This is a genomic window from Isoptericola cucumis, assembly GCF_014635665.1.
GTDB classification, from domain to species: domain Bacteria; phylum Actinomycetota; class Actinomycetes; order Actinomycetales; family Cellulomonadaceae; genus Isoptericola; species Isoptericola cucumis.
On sequence record NZ_BMDG01000007.1, the window covers coordinates 191,318 to 207,079 of the forward strand.

The 15,762-nt window shown below is 75.1% G+C and carries 15 protein-coding genes; 7 read left to right on the plus strand and 8 right to left on the minus strand.

The features are described 5' to 3' along the window. Nucleotides 1-38: 38 nt before the first annotated feature. Nucleotides 39-2,300: a glycogen debranching protein GlgX gene (gene glgX, locus IEW03_RS11965; RefSeq protein ID WP_188523909.1), complete on the minus strand. Its 2,262-nt coding sequence runs from the start codon at nt 2,298-2,300 to the stop codon at nt 39-41. A gap of 32 nt (nt 2,301-2,332) precedes the next feature. Further along, complete coding sequence (locus IEW03_RS11970; RefSeq protein WP_188523910.1) at nt 2,333-3,127, minus strand: SDR family NAD(P)-dependent oxidoreductase; 795 nt, start codon at nt 3,125-3,127, stop codon at nt 2,333-2,335. Nucleotides 3,128-3,259: 132 nt separating this feature from the next. Between IEW03_RS11970 and IEW03_RS11975 the strand changes: the two genes are divergently transcribed. From IEW03_RS11975 to IEW03_RS11985, 3 genes are read left to right on the plus strand one after another with little or no spacing between them, the layout of a single operon-like run. After that, nucleotides 3,260-4,066 (plus strand): electron transfer flavoprotein subunit beta/FixA family protein, encoded by an 807-nt coding sequence (locus tag IEW03_RS11975; RefSeq protein WP_188523911.1) that lies wholly within the window; start codon nt 3,260-3,262, stop codon nt 4,064-4,066. 11 nt (nt 4,067-4,077) lie between these two features. After that, complete coding sequence (locus tag IEW03_RS11980) at nt 4,078-5,136, plus strand: electron transfer flavoprotein subunit alpha/FixB family protein (RefSeq protein WP_188523912.1); 1,059 nt, start codon at nt 4,078-4,080, stop codon at nt 5,134-5,136. A 4-nt stretch (nt 5,137-5,140) separates the two neighbouring features. Further along, on the plus strand, nt 5,141-6,235 hold the full coding sequence (locus IEW03_RS11985) for a HesA/MoeB/ThiF family protein (RefSeq protein ID WP_188523913.1): 1,095 nt from the start codon (nt 5,141-5,143) through the stop codon (nt 6,233-6,235). 38 nt (nt 6,236-6,273) lie between these two features. On the opposite strand, the gene IEW03_RS11990 is transcribed toward IEW03_RS11985, so the two are convergent. Next, nucleotides 6,274-6,762, minus strand: coding sequence for a CueP family metal-binding protein (locus IEW03_RS11990; protein ID WP_308808211.1), 489 nt, complete (start codon nt 6,760-6,762; stop codon nt 6,274-6,276). A gap of 290 nt (nt 6,763-7,052) precedes the next feature. Between IEW03_RS11990 and IEW03_RS11995 the strand changes: the two genes are divergently transcribed. From IEW03_RS11995 to IEW03_RS12010, 4 genes are all read left to right on the plus strand, one after another. Then, nucleotides 7,053-8,357, plus strand: coding sequence for an extracellular solute-binding protein (locus IEW03_RS11995; RefSeq protein WP_188523915.1), 1,305 nt, complete (start codon nt 7,053-7,055; stop codon nt 8,355-8,357). Nucleotides 8,358-8,372: 15 nt separating this feature from the next. Continuing rightward, nucleotides 8,373-9,338 (plus strand): carbohydrate ABC transporter permease, encoded by a 966-nt coding sequence (locus tag IEW03_RS12000; RefSeq protein ID WP_229737941.1) that lies wholly within the window; start codon nt 8,373-8,375, stop codon nt 9,336-9,338. A gap of 20 nt (nt 9,339-9,358) precedes the next feature. After that, nucleotides 9,359-10,240 (plus strand): carbohydrate ABC transporter permease, encoded by an 882-nt coding sequence (locus IEW03_RS12005; protein WP_229737942.1) that lies wholly within the window; start codon nt 9,359-9,361, stop codon nt 10,238-10,240. 67 nt (nt 10,241-10,307) lie between these two features. Further along, nucleotides 10,308-11,933, plus strand: coding sequence for an alpha-L-arabinofuranosidase family protein (locus IEW03_RS12010; protein ID WP_188523917.1), 1,626 nt, complete (start codon nt 10,308-10,310; stop codon nt 11,931-11,933). Nucleotides 11,934-11,948: 15 nt separating this feature from the next. Here IEW03_RS12010 and IEW03_RS12015 read toward each other — a convergent pair whose 3' ends face one another. The 5 genes from IEW03_RS12015 to IEW03_RS12030 are packed head-to-tail and all read right to left on the minus strand — an operon-like array spanning nt 11,949 to nt 15,753. Beyond that, nucleotides 11,949-12,263, minus strand: a complete 315-nt coding sequence (locus IEW03_RS12015; RefSeq protein ID WP_188523918.1) for a MoaD/ThiS family protein — start codon at nt 12,261-12,263, stop codon at nt 11,949-11,951. Nucleotides 12,264-12,270: 7 nt separating this feature from the next. After that, a complete protein-coding gene (gene moaA, locus IEW03_RS12020) occupies nt 12,271-13,374 on the minus strand; it encodes a GTP 3',8-cyclase MoaA (protein WP_229737943.1) in 1,104 nt (367 codons plus the stop codon). After that, nucleotides 13,371-13,739 (minus strand): DUF6457 domain-containing protein, encoded by a 369-nt coding sequence (locus tag IEW03_RS20425; protein WP_229737944.1) that lies wholly within the window; start codon nt 13,737-13,739, stop codon nt 13,371-13,373. Before IEW03_RS20425 ends, moaA begins: the two co-directional genes overlap by 4 nt. Next, nucleotides 13,736-14,422: a molybdenum cofactor guanylyltransferase gene (gene mobA, locus IEW03_RS12025; RefSeq protein ID WP_229737945.1), complete on the minus strand. Its 687-nt coding sequence runs from the start codon at nt 14,420-14,422 to the stop codon at nt 13,736-13,738. Before mobA ends, IEW03_RS20425 begins: the two co-directional genes overlap by 4 nt. Then, nucleotides 14,419-15,753: a molybdopterin molybdotransferase MoeA gene (locus IEW03_RS12030; protein ID WP_188523919.1), complete on the minus strand. Its 1,335-nt coding sequence runs from the start codon at nt 15,751-15,753 to the stop codon at nt 14,419-14,421. Before IEW03_RS12030 ends, mobA begins: the two co-directional genes overlap by 4 nt. Nucleotides 15,754-15,762 lie beyond the last annotated feature (9 nt).

Here is a 15,762-nt window from a genome sequence, read left to right on the forward strand (position 1 = left end):
GGGCACACGGGTGACGTTCCTGGCCCGCGAGGGCGCCGCTAGCGGCCGAGGAAGACCTCCACGCTGAGCGACTCCATCGTCAGCGCCCCGGGCTCGTCGTCCTCCGGCGCCCCGGGCCGGTCCCAGGTCGAGCTCCAGACCCGCTCCCACGACCCGTCCCCGGAAGGCGGCAGGGTGATCTCGACGTCGTCGAGGCCGCCGTTGAGCACGAGGAGCACGTGCGCGTCGCCGTCCGCCGGCCCGGGGCGCAGCATCTGCACCACCCGCCGCCCGGCCACCCCCCAGGCGTCGCGGTCCATCGGGGTGCCGTCGGCGGCGAACCACAGCAGGTCGGTCGCCTCCTCGCCCGGCCGCGGGGTGCCGAGGAAGAACGAGTCCGCGCGCAGGGCCGGGTGCTCGCGCCGCAGGGCGAGGAGGAACCGGGTGGTGGCGAGCAGGTCGCGTGCGGCGTCGTCGAGGTCCCAGTCGAGCCAGGACGTGGGGTTGTCCTGCGCGTACGCGTTGTTGTTGCCGCCCTGGGTGCGGCCCAGCTCGTCGCCGGCGGTGATCATGGGGGTGCCCGCGGCCAGCAGCAGGGTGGCGAGCAGGTTGTGCTGGGAGGCGCGCCGCAGCGGCACGACGGCCGACCACGGCTCCGTGGTGGTGTCGCCGCCCTCGGCGTCGCCCGGGGCGTGGCCCTCGACGCCGTGGTTCCACGACAGGTTGTGGTCGGTCCCGTCCCGGCCCTCCTCGCCGTTGGCCTCGTTGTGCTTGTGGTCGTACGCGACCAGGTCGGCGAGCGTGAACCCGTCGTGGGCGGTGACGTAGTTGACCGACGCGACCGGGCCGCGCAGCAGCGGCGGGTCGGAGTGGCCGAAGAGGTCGGCCGAGCCCGCGAGGCGGGTGGTGAGCTCGCGCAGGCCGTGCATGGGCCGCCCGTGCGAGCCCTCGCGGGGCGCGTCGAGCCAGAAGCCGCGGACGGCGTCGCGGAACCGGTCGTTCCACTCCGCCATCGGCGGCGGGAACTGGCCCGTCTGCCAGCCGCCCGGGCCGACGTCCCACGGCTCGGCCACGAGCTTGAGGCCGTTCAGCACGGGGTCCGTCTGCAGCGCGACCAGGAACGGGTGGTCGGGGGAGAACCCGTGGTGGGTGCGGCCGAGGGTGACGGCCAGGTCGAAGCGGAACCCGTCCACGCCCACCACCTCGGCCCAGTAGCGCAGCGAGTCCAGGGCGAGCTGGACCACGCGCGGGCGGCGGAAGTCGAGGGAGTTCCCCGTGCCGGTGACGTCCGCCAGCGCGGCCGGGCTGGCGCCGTCGTGCAGGTAGTAGCCCGCGTTGTCGAGGCCGCGCCAGCTCACGTGCAGGGACTCGTCGCCGCCCTCGCAGGTGTGGTTGTAGACCACGTCGAGCAGCACCTCGATCCCCGCCTCGTGCAGCAGGTGCACCATGCCCCGGACCTCGTCGAGCACGGCGGCCGGGCCGGCGTCCTGCGCGGCACGCGTGGCGTAGGCGGCGTGCGGGGCGAAGAACCCGAGCGTCTGGTAGCCCCAGTAGTTGGTCAGCCCCTGGGCGACCAGCCGCGGCTCGCTCGCGAACGCGTGGATCGGCAGCAGCTCGAGCGTCGTGACGCCGAGGGAGCGCAGGTGGTCGATCGTCGCCGGGTGCGCCACGCCCGCGTAGGTGCCGCGCAGCTCGGGCGGGACGTCGGGGTGCCGGGCGGTGAGGCCCCGGACGTGCGCCTCGTAGACCACGGTGTCCGCCCACGGGACGCGGGGGCGGCTCAGCGGCGGGGGCCCGGGCTGCGCGGGCACGACGACGGAGTGCGGCACGTGGGCGAGCGAGTCTCGGTCGTCGGGCTCGCCGTAGCGCTCGGCCACCCACCAGCCGGGGTCGTCGTCGCTGAGGGCGCTGACGGCGCCGAGCGTCTCGGGGCCGTAGGAGAGGTCGCCCGCCAGGCCGCGGGCGTACGGGTCGACCAGCAGCTTGGCCGGGTTGTGCCGCTGGCCCGCGGCCGGGTCCCATGCGCCGTGGGTACGGAAGCCGTACCGCTGGCCCGGCCGCACGTCCGGCACGTGCGCGTGCCAGACGCCGTACGTCGGGCCGTCGAGCGCCACCCGGCGCTCCGCGTAGCGGGCCGGGTCACCGGCCGGCAGGTCCGGGGCGACGACGTCGATCAGGCACAGCTCCACGCCGTCCGCGTGCGCGGCGGCGACCGCGACGTCGACCCCGCCGTCGGGCGTCGGGTGCACGCCCAGCGGCGGGACGTGGCTGCGGCGCACGCTGGGGCGCGTGAGCGGCGTGACCTTGGGGCGCGACTCCATGGGGACATCGTGCCCGGAGCGGCCGACAGCCGTCACGGGAGGATCGAGTCCACGTAGCCACCGTCGACGCGCACGGCGCCGCCCGTCGTCGCGGACGCGAGCGGCGAGGCCAGGTACGCCACGAGGTTCGCGATCTCCTCGGGCTCGATGAGGCGCTGCAGCAGCGACTGCGGCCGGTGCTTCACCATGAACTCGCGCTGTGCCTCGTCCCAGGGAAGGTCGCGGTCGACGAGCTCGTAGACGAAGTCCTCGACACCGCCGGTGTGCGTCGGGCCGGCGATGACCGAGTTGACCGTCACGCCGGTGCCGGCGGCCTCCTTGGCGAACCCGCGCGAGACGGCGAGCAGGGCCGTCTTCGACGTGCCGTAGTGGATCATCTCGGCCGGGATGACGACGGCCGAGTCGCTCGCGATGTCGAGGACCCGGCCCCAGCCCCGCGCCGCCATGCGGGGCAGGTGGTGGCGGATCAGCCGTACGGCGGCCAGCACGTTCACCTCGAAGTAGCGGCGCCACTCCTCGTCCGTGATCTCGAGCGCGGGGCGCGAGCCGAAGATCCCGAGGTTGTTCACGAGAACGTCCACGTCCGGCAGCGTGTCGACCGCCGCGGCGAAGCCCTCGTCGGTCGCGAGGTCGGCGACCACCGGGACGACGTCGACGCCGGGCACGTCGCGGGCGAGGTCCTCCACCGCCCTCGCGACGGACTCGTGGGAGCGTCCGTTGACCCCGACACGTGCCCCGGCGGATGCCAGGCCGCGGGCGATCGCGAGGCCGATGCCCTGCGTCGAACCGGTCACGAGCGCCGTCCTGCCGGCGAGGTCGATCCGCATGTGACGACCGTAGGCTCCACCGACCGGCTCCGCCCGCGGACGCGGTGCCCGCCAGGACGCGCCGCGGGTAGGCTCGACCCGGTCATATCTGCTGTATCCGCGAGGTCATACGCGAGCTGGAGGTCGTCGCCCGTGCGCATCGTCGTCACCGTGAAGTACGTGCCGGACATCAATGCGGAACGGCGTTTCGAGGGCTGTCGCGTGGACCGGGACCCGTCGGTCGGCACGCTCAACGAGCTCGACGAGAACGCGATCGAGGCGGCGCTGCGGATCCTCGACGGGCTGTCGGACGACGACCGTGCGGGCAGCGAGGTCGTCGCGCTGAGCGTGGCGCCGGCCACGGGGGACGTCGCGCTGCGCAAGGCGTTCCAGATGGGCGTGGACCGCGGCGTGCGGGTGACGGACGACGCGCTCGCCGGGTCGGACTACTTCGGCACGGCCGCGGCGCTCGCGGCCGGCGTGCGGAGGCTCGAGGCGGAGGGTGCCCCCGTCGACCTGGTCATCACGGGCATGGCGGCGCTCGACGGGCTCGGGTCGGTCGTGCCGGCGCTGGTGGCCGCCGAGCTGGGCCGCCCGGCGCTGACGCTCGCGAAGTCGGTGTCCCTCGACGGCGGCACGCTGTCGATCACCCGCGAGACGGACGAGGCGACGGAGTCGATGTCGGCCCCGCTGCCGGCGGTGCTGTCGGTCGCGGACACGGCGAACACGCCCCGCATGCCGAACTTCAAGCTGATCATGGCGGCCCGCAGCAAGGAGATCGAGGCCTGGTCGGCCGCCGACCTGGGCCTGGAGGGGGCGGCCGTCGGCGCCGCCGGCGCGCGCACCGAGGCCCTGAGCGCCGCCGAGCGGCCGCCGCGCCCCGAGGTCGAGCTGGTGACCGACAAGGGCGAGGGCGGAGCCGCCCTCGCCGCGTACCTGATCCGTCACGAGCTGGTCTGAGGGAGAACGCCATGACCGGACCCACGCAGACCACGCCCACGCAGACCGAGTCCGCGCCCGTGCCCGCCGCGAACCGCACCGTCCTGGTGCTGCTCGACCCCGCCACCGAGGTGCGCTCCAGCGTGCTGGAGCTGTTCACCCTCGCCCGCTCCCTCGGGCGCGTCGAGGCCGTGACGCTCGAGGCCCCGACCGTCGAGGTGCTCGCCCAGCTCGGCGCGTACGGCGTCGAGACGGTGCGGCAGGCGGAGCTGCCCCAGGAGGCGCTCGACGCCGCCGGGGGGCCGGACGCCCGGCACCTGCCCGCCGTCGTCGGTGCCGCGCTGGCCGCCGCCGTGCGCCGCACCGACGCGGACGTCGTCCTCGCCCCCGCGACCTTCGCCGCCAAGGAGGCCGCGGCCCTCGCCGCGCACGCCCTCGGCGCGGGCCTCGTCATCGACGCCGCGTCCGTCGGCACCGACGACGACGGCCGGCTGGTCGCGGGCAAGCGGGTCTTCGCCGGCGCCTGGGACACCCGGTGCGCCGTGACCGCCGAGGTCGCCGTGCTCACCGTGCGCTCGAACGCCGTCGTGCCCGAGCCGGCGACGGCCGCCGTCCCCACCGAGGTCGAGGGCTTCGCCGTCAGCCTCGACGGCGCCGCGCCGCTGCCGACCGTCTCCGGCCGGACCCCGAAGGCCCGCACCGAGGGCCGGCCCACGCTGGAGGAGGCGGCGGTCGTCGTGGCCGGCGGGCGGGGCACCGGCGGCGACTTCGGCCCGGTCGAGGAGCTCGCCGACGCGCTCGGCGCCGCGGTCGGTGCCTCGCGCGACGCCGTCTTCGAGGGCTGGTTCGACCGGTACGTCGGGCAGACGGGCGTCACCGTCGCGCCGCGCCTCTACGTCGGCGCGGGCATCTCCGGCGCGCCGCACCACCGCGGAGGCATGCAGGCCGCGCAGGTGATCGTCGCCGTGAACTCCGACCCGGAGGCGCCGATCTTCGAGATCTGCGACTTCGCCGTCGTCGGCGACCTCGCGGACGTGCTGCCGCAGGCCGCCGCCGCGATCCGCGCGCACCGGGACGGCCGGGCGGGGTAGCCGGGTGCCGCTCGACCCGCTCGTGCCCGCCCGCGGCGACCTGCCCGCGGGCGAACGGCGTCGCGTGTCCCGTCAGCTCCTGCTCGACGGCTTCGGGCCGCAGGCGCAGGCGCGGCTGGCGGGGGCGCGGGTGCTCGTCGTCGGGGCGGGCGGGCTCGGGTCGCCCGCGCTCCAGTACCTCGCCGCGGCCGGCGTCGGCACGCTGGGCGTCGTGGACGACGACGTCGTCGAGACCTCGAACCTGCAGCGCCAGGTGCTGCACGGGGCGGGCGACGTCGGGCGTCCCAAGACCACGTCCGCGGCGGAGTCGCTGCGCCTGCTGAACCCCTCCGTCGAGGTCGTCGAGCACGTGCAGCACCTGGACGACGCCACCGCGCGGGGGATGCTGGGCGGGTACGACGTCGTCGTCGACGGCTCGGACACGTTCGCCACCCGGTACGCCGTCTCGGACGCGGCCGCCGCCCTGGGGCTGCCGGTCGTGTGGGGCACGGTGCTCGGCTGGGACGGGCAGGTGGCGGTGTGGTGGTCCGCGGCGCCGGACGGCCGGGCGATCACCTACCCGGACGTCTTCGGGCCCCGTCCGGACGAGGACGGCGAGTCGTGCGAGACCGTCGGCGTGCTCGGGCCGGCGTGCGGCGTCGTCGGCGCGACGATGGCCGTCGAGGCCGTGAAGCTGCTCACCGGCGCGGGGGACGTGGCCCTCGGCCGGCTGCTGGTCTACGACGCGCGCACGTCCGCGTGGGACGCCGTCGACCTCGCCCCGCCTGCGCCGGACGCTGTCGACACGAGCCCGGTGGCGACGGCGACGCCTGGGCCCCGGGACGGCGCGCCCACGGGGGGCCGGGCGGCCGGGGAGACAGCGGAGGGGGCGCTGGTGCTCGACGTCGGGCCGGTCGCGGGGACGCTCGGCGACCGGTTCGAGGGCGCGGTGTGGGTGCGGCTGGAGGATCTCGCCGCCGGCGACTACCCGCCCGAGCTCCTGGGGCACCCGGCCCACGCGCCCGTCGTCGTGGTCTGCCCCACCGGGCTCCGCTCGCGCGGCGCGGCGCGGCTGCTCGCCGACGACGGCTGGCGGGACGTCCGACCGGTCGCGCGGTGACCGTCGCGCGCACGGGGCCCCGGGGCCGGCGTCCCGGGTCAGGTCAGTGGTGAGGTCAGTTGCAGGGAGGTCAGGCAGGTCGCGTCCTCGTCGCCGCCGGTGGAGACTCGTGAGGTCCCGGCGCGACCGTCGTGCTCGATCGAGATCGTCGCGTCGATGCCACGCGGCAACCACAGGCCGACGAACCCGTTGTCGAAGGTCTGCCTCGCCTCGTCGATCAGCACCTCCCCCGTCGCGTCGTCGGTGACCGTGACCCCGACGCTCGCGTTCTGCAGCTCGCCGAGGCACGTGGTGAGGCTGTGGAAGTAGCACTCGTGCGTCTGGTCCACGTAGGGGGCCACGGAGACGTAGAACTCGTCGGACGTCATCGGCACGCTCGACTCGTGCTGCTGATCGTCAGTGACGACGACCTCGTTCGGGCGCACCGACGCCACCAGGTCCGTGGGTCGCTCGGCGACAGGCATCGCGTCGAGCCGATCGATGATCTGCCGAGCATCCAGGCCCTCCAGCCCATGCTCGGCGAGCACCCCTCCCTCCGCCGCACCGGGAGATGCGGCACCGGGTGCGGTATCGGGCGCCTCGGACGAGCAACCGGCCAGCGCCAGGGCCGCGACGACGACGAACGCGCCGACGCGCCCGCGGACCTGAGCACGTGCTCGAGCGGGCGTGACTCGATGGGGCGTGACTCGACGGGGCATGTGTGTCCTTCGCAAGGCCGGGCGTGTGGTGGTGACCGCCGCACGCAGGATATCCGCTCACCGGAACCTGCGTTCTGCCAGACATTTACGGAAAATTTCCCAGCGTCCACCATGACGTGATGACGACGAGACCGCTCTCGCGCCGCGCGTTCCTCGGGGCGCTGGGCCTCACCGCCCTGGCCGGGTGCTCAGCGTCCGTGGACGCCGGCGGGGCCCGCGACCAGGCCGTGTTCCGGCCGGGGGAGTACCGCGGACCGCAGGTGCGGCTCGAGTTCTGGAACCCGTTCACCGGGGGCGACGGGCCTGCGATGGGAGAGATCGTGGACCGGTTCAACGTGGCTCACCCGCGCATCCGGGTCGTCATGACCTCCCTCCCCGCCGACAGCCTCTACACGAAGGTGGTGCCCGCCGTGGGCGCCGGGGAGGGGCCCGACGTCGCGATCATGCACCTCGACCAGCTCGCGACCTTCGCCGCCCGGGGCACCCTCGTCCCCCTCGACGAGCTGGCGGACGGGCTCGAGCTGGACGGGGACGACTTCGTCCCCGCCGTCTGGCGCAACGGGGTGTACGACGGGAGGCGTCTCGGCATCCCGCTCGACGTCCTGACGATGGGCCAGTACTGGAACGTGCCCGTGCTCGCGGACGCCGGGGTCCCGGGCGCGATCGCCAACGGGGCCGAGTTCGGCACGACCATGGCGGCGCTGCAGGACGCGGGGATCGAGCACCCGTTCTGGGTGACGCCCTCGTGGCAGATGTTCGCGTCGCTGCTGCCCCAGTTCGGCGGCCGGCTCTTCGACGAGACGGGCACCCGGGCCGAGATCGCCTCGCCGGCCGCGGTGGCGGCGCTCGAGTGGATGGTGGAGCAGATCTCCTCCGGGGTCAGCCCGGCCGGTGCCACCGACCCACGGCCCCCGCTCAAGAACGGCTCGGCGGCGGTGCTCGCCGACCTGCCGGCGACCATCCCCGACCTGACGCTCACCGCGCCCGACCTCGAGTGGGGCGTCGCCCCGTTCCCCCGGATCGGGCCGGAGCCGGGCGTCTTCGCCAACTCGCACCACCTCGTCCTGACGGACCAGTCGCAGGCCGACGAGGACGTGGCGCACGCCGCCCAGACCTTCGTCGACTGGGTCAGCCGCCACTCCGAGCCGTGGATCGCCTCGGGAAACACGCCTGCCCGGGCGACGGTGCGGGCCGGGGAGGCGTTCCGCTCCTCCCCGCAGGCGGCGCTGGCGACCGAGGAGAACTTCGCGGCCACCGTGTTCCTGCCGCAGATCCCGCAGTCGCGGGTGATCGCAGCGAACAGCTGGCAGCGCGCGGTCGGCGAGGCGGTGCTCGGTGGGGTCGACCCGACCGAGGCGCTCGAGTTCGCGCAGGCCACCGCGCAGGAAGAGCTGGACGAGACCAACGAGCTCCTGAAGAGCTGAACGGGAGACCTGCTCATGACACAGCTGATGACGGGCCACGAGGCGCGCCGCCTCGACGACCCGCCCGACGTGACGACGCGGCGACCCCTGCGGCGCAACAGCCCGTGGACGGCGCTCGCCTTCCTCCTGCCGTTCTTCGCGCTGTTCGTCGTCTTCGTCATCGTCCCCGTCGGCTCCGCCGTCTGGGCGAGCCTGCACCGGTGGAGCCTCGGGCTGCCCGGCCGGCCGTGGGTCGGCGGGGACAACTACGCGGAGCTCTTCGCCGGCACGTCCGTCACGAGCGTGGAGTTCTGGAAGGGCATGCAGGCCACCGGGATCTTCTCCGCCGGGTCCGCCCCGCTGCTGATCGTGATCCCGCTGGCCCTCGCCCTGCTGCTGCACCAGAAGTTCCCCGGGCGGACGTTCTTCCGGGCCGTCTACTTTGCGCCGTACGTGTTCGGCGTCGCCGTCGTCGGGCTGCTGTGGCACTACCTGCTGGACCGCCAGCTGGGGCCGGTCAACCAGCTGCTGCGCGCCGTCGGGCTGCCGGGCGACATCGCCTGGACGACGACGCTCCCTGCGGGATGGGTCGCCCTCATCGGCGTCACGGTCTGGTGGACGGTGGGGTTCAACGCCGTCATCTACCTGGCGGCGCTGCAGGACATCCCCAAGGACCTCTACGAGGCGGCGACGATCGACGGCGCCGGGGCGTGGCGGCGGTTCCTCGCCGTGACGCTGCCGGGGATCCGGCGCGTGCTGCAGTTCGTCGTGACCATCACGATCATCGCGTGCGCCAACATGTACGGCCAGTCAGCGCTGATCACCCAGGAGCAGCCGGGCACCGACACGAGGACGGCCATCGGCTTCATCGCGCAGACCGGCATCGAGGGCTTCGACATCGGGACCTCGTCGGCGATGAGCATGATCCTCGCCGTGAGCCTCGTCGTCGTCAGTGCGCTGGTGCTGCTCGCTTTCCGGAAGGTCGGTGACCTGGAGCAATGAGCTCGACCGAGGTGACTCCCGTGAACCGTGGCCCCGCGGGGCCCGTCGTGCCGCCACCGCCACCGCCCCCGCGCGTCCGCCGCCGGCCGCGGCGGCTGGTGCTCGGCCTGACCGTCCTCGCGCTGACGGCGGTGTTCGTGGTCCCGCTGCTCCTGATGGTCTCGACGTCGTTCAAGTCGGTCGAGGAGGCGAACTCGCTCGACTTCTCTCTCGTGCCGCAGGAGCCGACGCTGGCCGCCTACCGCGAGATCCTGGGCAGCGCCCGCCTGCCGGTGCTCCGCTGGCTCGGCAACAGCCTCCTCGTGGCTCTGCTGCACAGCGCCCTGGTGGTGACGATCTCCACCACGGCGGCCTATGCCCTCGCCCGGCTGGAGTTCCCCTTCCGGCGCACGATGCTCGGGCTGGTGCTGGCGACGATGTTCGTGCCCGGGGTGATCTTCCTGATCCCGCACTTCCTGATCGTCAACGAGCTCGGCTGGCTCAACAGCTACGCGTCCCTCGTCGTCCCGTCCGCCGCAGGCGCCTTCGGCGTGATCTTCCTGCGGCAGTTCTTCCTGGCGGTCAACCCGGCCATCGAGGAGGCGGCCCGGATCGACGGGGCGAACCAGTGGCAGATCTTCTGGCACATGATGCTGCCGCTGGCGAAGCCGGCCGTCGCGACCCTCGCGGTCCTGGCCTTCCTGTCGAGCTGGAACGACTTCCTGTGGCCGGTGTTCGTGCTGTTCAGCACCGACATGCTGACCTTGCCCGCCGGGCTCGCGCAGCTCCAGGGCGAGTTCGCGTCCCGCTTCGACCTCCTCATGGCCGGCGCCGTGGTGGCCAGCGTCCCGGTGCTCGTCGTCTACGTCGTGGCGCAGCGCTACATCATCGAGGGCGTCTCCCAGGGCGGGGTGAAGGCCTGAGCCGTTGCCCCTCTCCACCCCCGAACGCACTCCAGCACCGCCGCACCCGCACCACCGAGAGGAACCGATGAACCACGCCACCGTCAGGATCGACACGACGACCGCACCGGGGTCCCGGCCCCGGATCGACCGCCGCATCTACGGACACTTCCTGGAGTCGGCCTTCTTCGGCAACATCGAGGGCGGGGTCTTCGACGAGGGTTCCGAGCTCGCGGTCGGCGGCCCGGGACCGCTGCAGGGCTGTCGGTCGGACGTCATCGAGGCGTGCCGTGAGCTCGGGCTGCCGGTGGTGCGGTGGCCGGGCGGGAACTTCACGTCGCCGTACTGGTGGCAGGACGGCACCGGGCCGCGCGACGACCGGCCCCGCAGGCTCGAGCTCGCGTGGGGCTCGGAGGAGTCCAACCGGTTCGGCACCCCGGAGTTCCTCGCGTGGTGCGAGGCCGTCGGCGCCGAGCCGTACCTCGCGCACAGCGCGCGGTCGGTCGACGACGCCGTGCGGTGGGTGGAGTACACGAACTACGGCGGCGACACGGAGCTGACCCGGCGGCGCGCGGCCGACGGCTCGGCCGCGCCGCACGACGTCACCATCTGGGGGCTCGGCAACGAGGTCTACGGCCGCTGGCAGATGGGCCACCGCCCGGTCGAGGAGTACGTCCGCGACGCTGCGGAGCACGCGCGGTTCATGCGGGCCGTCGATCCGCGGCTCCGCTTCGTCGCCGTCGGCCAGGAGAGCCGGGAGTGGACACGGCAGGTCGTCGCCGGCCTCGGCGACGTCGTCGACTGGGTGTCGCTGCACCTGTACGGGGCGAGCCGCCACCTCGTCGACCCGAGCGTCCAGGAGTACGAGGCGGTCGTCGCCCAGGCGTGCTTCGTCGAGCGGGCGATCCACGACCAGGCCGAGCTCGTCGCACACGTCCAGGCGGCCCACGGCCGCACCCGTCCGCTCGCCATCGCGATGGACGAGTGGAACATCCGCCACGTGGAGCCGGACGCCTGGCCCGAGCCTGCCCCGGGAGCCGACGGCGGCGTCGCGGACCGGGACGCGGGCGGCGGTCCGTACCCGGACGACCAGCTGCACCGGGTCAACCGGTACAGCCCGCGGACGCTCGCCGACGCCCTGTTCTACGCCGGGGTCTTCCACGCGATGCATCGCGCGAGCGTCCTCGACGTGCCGGTGACCATGGCCAACACCGTGAACCTCGTCAACGCCAACGGCCTGCTGGCAGTACGTCCGGACGGGGTCGTCCGGTCGAGCACCTTCCACGTGTGGGACCTGTACCAGAACCACACCGGCCCGGTGCACGTGCCCGTGCGGGTGGACGGCCCCGCCGTCACCCACCCGCTGCGCGAGGGGGACGAGCGTCGTGCGGACGGGTCGTTCCGCGTGACGCCCACCGTGGTCGGCCTCCTCGACGTCGCGGTGTCGACGAGCGAGGACGGCCGCCGGATCTTCGTCGCCGCGATCAACCGGTCTCCCACGGAGGCGATCACCGCCCGCCTGGACCTGGGGCGTCCGGCGCCTGCCGTGGCCCGCTGCCGCCAGATCGGCGCCGACGTCGACGACCTGTTCGCGGTGAACTCCCTCGGCGAGCCGGACCGCGTGACGCTGAGCGGCCCTCGCGACGTCACGCTCGAGGACGGCGCGTTCACCTTCCCGCCCCACTCGGTGACGCTGCTCGAGTGGGAGGCCTGAGGGGTCGGTCGCCCGTCAGCCGCCGGCGAAGGGCGGCAGCAGGTCGAGCCGCGACCCGGCCGGCACGACGTCGGTCGGTGCCGCGCGGCGTCCGTCCAGCAGCACGGAGCAGCGGGCCAGCACCGGCGCGGCGGACGGCGTCGCCGCCGCGAGGCGCGCGACGACGTCCGCGACGGTGGTCTCCGTGGCCACGGACCGCCCCGGGTCGAGCGCCAGCGTCTCGGTCGAGCGGCCCAGCGCGGCGCGCGCGGCGGCGAAGTACCGCAGCTCGACGACGGCAGGTGCGGTGCCGGCCGGGGTGGTCGGGGTCGTGGTGGTCGGTGTCGTCATCGCGTCCTCATCCTCCGATGGTGCTCATCGTGCGTTCGGGCTGGGTGAAACCCTCGCCGAAGCCCGTGTCGGTCATGCCGTGCCCGGCCTGCTTGCCCCACATGGCGCGCCGCCACAGGTCGGCGAGCACGTCGTCGCCGGCGCCGGCGCGCAGCGGGCCGAGCAGGTCGGTCTCGGAGTGCGCGAACAGGCAGTCGCGCACCCCGCCCTCGGCGGTGAGGCGGGTGCGCCGGCAGTCGGCGCAGAACGGCTCGGTCACCGAGGCGATGATGCCGACGCGCCCGAGCCGGTCGCGGGCACCGGTGCGGGCCCGCACGACGAACCGCTCGGCAGGGGCCCCGTCGCGCGGCTCCTCGTCGGGCTCGAGGACGAAGCGCTCGCCCAGCTGGTCGCGCACCTCGGCCGCGGTGACCATCGCGGCCCGGTCCCAGGAATGGTCGGCGTCGAGCGGCATCTGCTCGATGAAGCGCAGCTCGAACCCGTGCCCGAGGCACCACGTCAGCAGGTCGGCCGCGTGGTCGAGGTTGACGCCGCGCACCAGCACGGCGTTGATCTTCACGAGGTCGAAGACGGCGGCCGCGGCGTCGATCCCGGCCAGGGTGCGCTCGAGGAACGGGCGGCGGGCCAGCGTCGCGAACGTGTCGGGGTCGAGGGTGTCGAGCGAGACGTTGACCCGGTCCAGCCCGGCGTCGCGCAGCGCGCCCGCGCGGGACTCCAGCCCGACCGCGTTCGTCGTGAGGCTCAGCTCCGGCCGGTGGGGGAGGGCCCCGCAGTCGCGCACGATGTCGACCAGGTCGCGGCGCAGCAGCGGCTCGCCGCCGGTGAACCGCACCTGACGGACCCCCAGGTCGCGGGTGGCGATGCCGACCAGGCGCACGATCTCCTCGCGCGTCATGACCGAGTCCTTCGGCAGGGCGGGCAGGCCCTCGGCCGGCATGCAGTACGTGCAGCGCAGGTTGCAGCGGTCGGTGAGGGAGACGCGCAGGTCGGTCGCGACGCGCCCGAACGTGTCCACCAATCCGGAGGTCGCCGGCCGGTCGGACGGCAGCGCGACCGGCCCGACCTGCGGCGCCGAGCGCGGCGTCGGCATCCCCAGCGAGACCGTGGTCATCGGGGCTCCCCGGCCGGCTGCTCGGCCGGCGTCGCCGCGCCCGGGCCGGCGTCCTGCCAGCCCAGCGCGAAGGCGGCGGCACGCCGGATGACCTCGTCGGCACCGTGGGCACCGTCGGCACCGTCGGCACCCCCGGCGGCGCCGCTCCCGCCCGCCGCGGCCAGCCCGGCCGCGTACCCGGCGGCGTAGGTGCTCACCGGCGCGGCGGGCCGCGCGACCTGGTGCGCGGCGTCGCGGGCGAGGTCGAGCACCGCCCCCACGTCCACGGTCCCCGGGGGCAGACCGAGCTCCGCCTCGAGCGCGTCGACCCACCGGTCCAGCACGGTGGATCCCGGCTCGCTGCCGCGGGGCGTCTGGTCGGTCATAGGTTCCTCCCGAGGCTCTTCGTGTCGCGGGGCGTCACGTCGTCGTGGTCTCCCACCGTAAGGCGTCGGACGTCGTCCCAGGTGTCGACGTCCGCACTCACGCCGTCCGGGTCGTCGACCTCGGCGCACGCGAGGCGGGAGACCAGGCGCCGCACCGGCTCCCCGTGCAGGCCGTCAGGGCCGGCGAGCGCGTCGAGCGCGTCGAGCGCGTCGCGCAGCGCCTCGTGCCGGTACAGCCCCACCAGCCACTGCGCGCGCCCGGCGCGCACGAGGTGGGCGCCGTCGCGAGCCGCGTCCTGGGCGATCGCGCGGCGCAGGCGTGGCACGGCGTCCCGCGCCCGGGGTACGTCGACGGCGAGCACCAGCACCCACGGCGCCGGCGGCCCGGGGCGCGCGTCGCGAGCCAGCGCCCGCAGGCCGGCGTCCAGGCCGGCCACCGGGCCGCCGAACGGCGGGTCCTCGCGGGTGCGCAGCACCTCCCGCGTCCCGCTGGGGCGGTCGGGCTCCGGCCCGACGACGACGGTGCGGACGGCGTCGCCCGCCGCGGCGAGCGCGTGGTCGAGGAGGGTCGCCCCGTCGACCACGACCGTCGGCTTGGGCACGCCGCCGAGCCGGCTCGCGCGGCCGCCGGCCAGGACGACCGCGTCGAACCGGTCGTCGCCCTCGGGCGCCGTGCCGGTCACGTCGCGCCGCCCAGCGGCAGGACGTCGACCTCGTCTCCGGCCTCGACCTTCTCGGCGTCGGCGGGCACGAGGGCGAGGGCGTCGGCGCCGAGCAGCGCGGAGGCCGCGTGGCCGCCCACGGCAGGGCGGGGACCGCCGGCCCGGAGCCCGGCCCCGGCGGGCGAGACGGCGCGCTCGACCTCGCCGGAGGGCAGCGTGCGCACCGGCACGACGTGCACCCGGCCCGGCGGGCTGGGCCAGGCGGACGCGACGCGGCGGCGCACGGGCCGGGCCGGCGCGCGGCTGGCGAGGACGGCGAGGGCCGGCCGCACGAACAGCGCGAACGAGACGAACGCGCTGACCGGGCTCCCGGGCAGGGCGACCCAGGGCACGCCCTGCCACCGCGCGAGGGCCTGCGGCCGGCCGGGACGCAGCGCCACGGCCGCGAGCTCGACGTCGCGCAGGCGGGCGTCGGGGGCGGCGAGCACCGCGCGCACGACGTCCGACGCGCCCGCCGAGACCCCGCCCGTCGTCACGACCAGGTCCGCCCGTCCCGCGGCGTCTCCCGCAGGGGCACCGACGGCGAGGTCGAGGGCGCGGCGCAGGCCGTCGGCGTCGTCCGGGACGGCGCCGACGCGCTCGACGTCGGCGCCGGCGGCGCGCACCAGCCCGGCGAGCAGCAGCGAGTTGGAGTCGGGGATCCGTCCCGCGCCGGGGTCGTCGCCGGCCGGCACGAGCTCGGAGCCCGTGGACAGCACCGCGACCCGGGGGCGCCGGCGCACGGGGAGCGACCCCAGGCCTGCGGAGGCGGCGACCGCGACGAGGGCGGGCGTCACCTCGTCGCCGGCGCGCGCGAGCAGGTCGCCGGGGCGCACGTCCTCGCCGCGGTGGCGCACGTGCGTGCGCTGCTGGCGCGCGAGGGTCACCTCCCCCTCCGTGGTGGGCGCGCCGGCGACGAAGCGCTCCGTCGAGGTGCGCTCCACCGGCACGACGGAGTCGGCCCAGGCGGGTACGGGGGCGCCGGTCATGATCCGCACCGCCCCGCCCGCGCCCTCGCCCTCCTGGCGGTCACCGGCGGGCGAGCCGGGGCGGGCGTCCCCCACGACGGGCAGGGTGACGGTGGCGCCGCCCGGCGGCAGGTCCGCGAGGCGCACGGCGTAGCCGTCCATCGCCGCGCCGTCGAACGGCGGCACGTGCGCGACGGCGCGCACGTCGGCGCCCAGCACGCGGCCCGGCTCGGCGACGGCCAGCGCGGCCAGGGCGACGTCGTCCGCCGGCAGCGGCGCGACGCGCGCCAGCACGGCGGCGGCGTGCTCCTCGACGGTCCGCGCCTGCTGCCGGCCGGGGCTCATGCGATCACC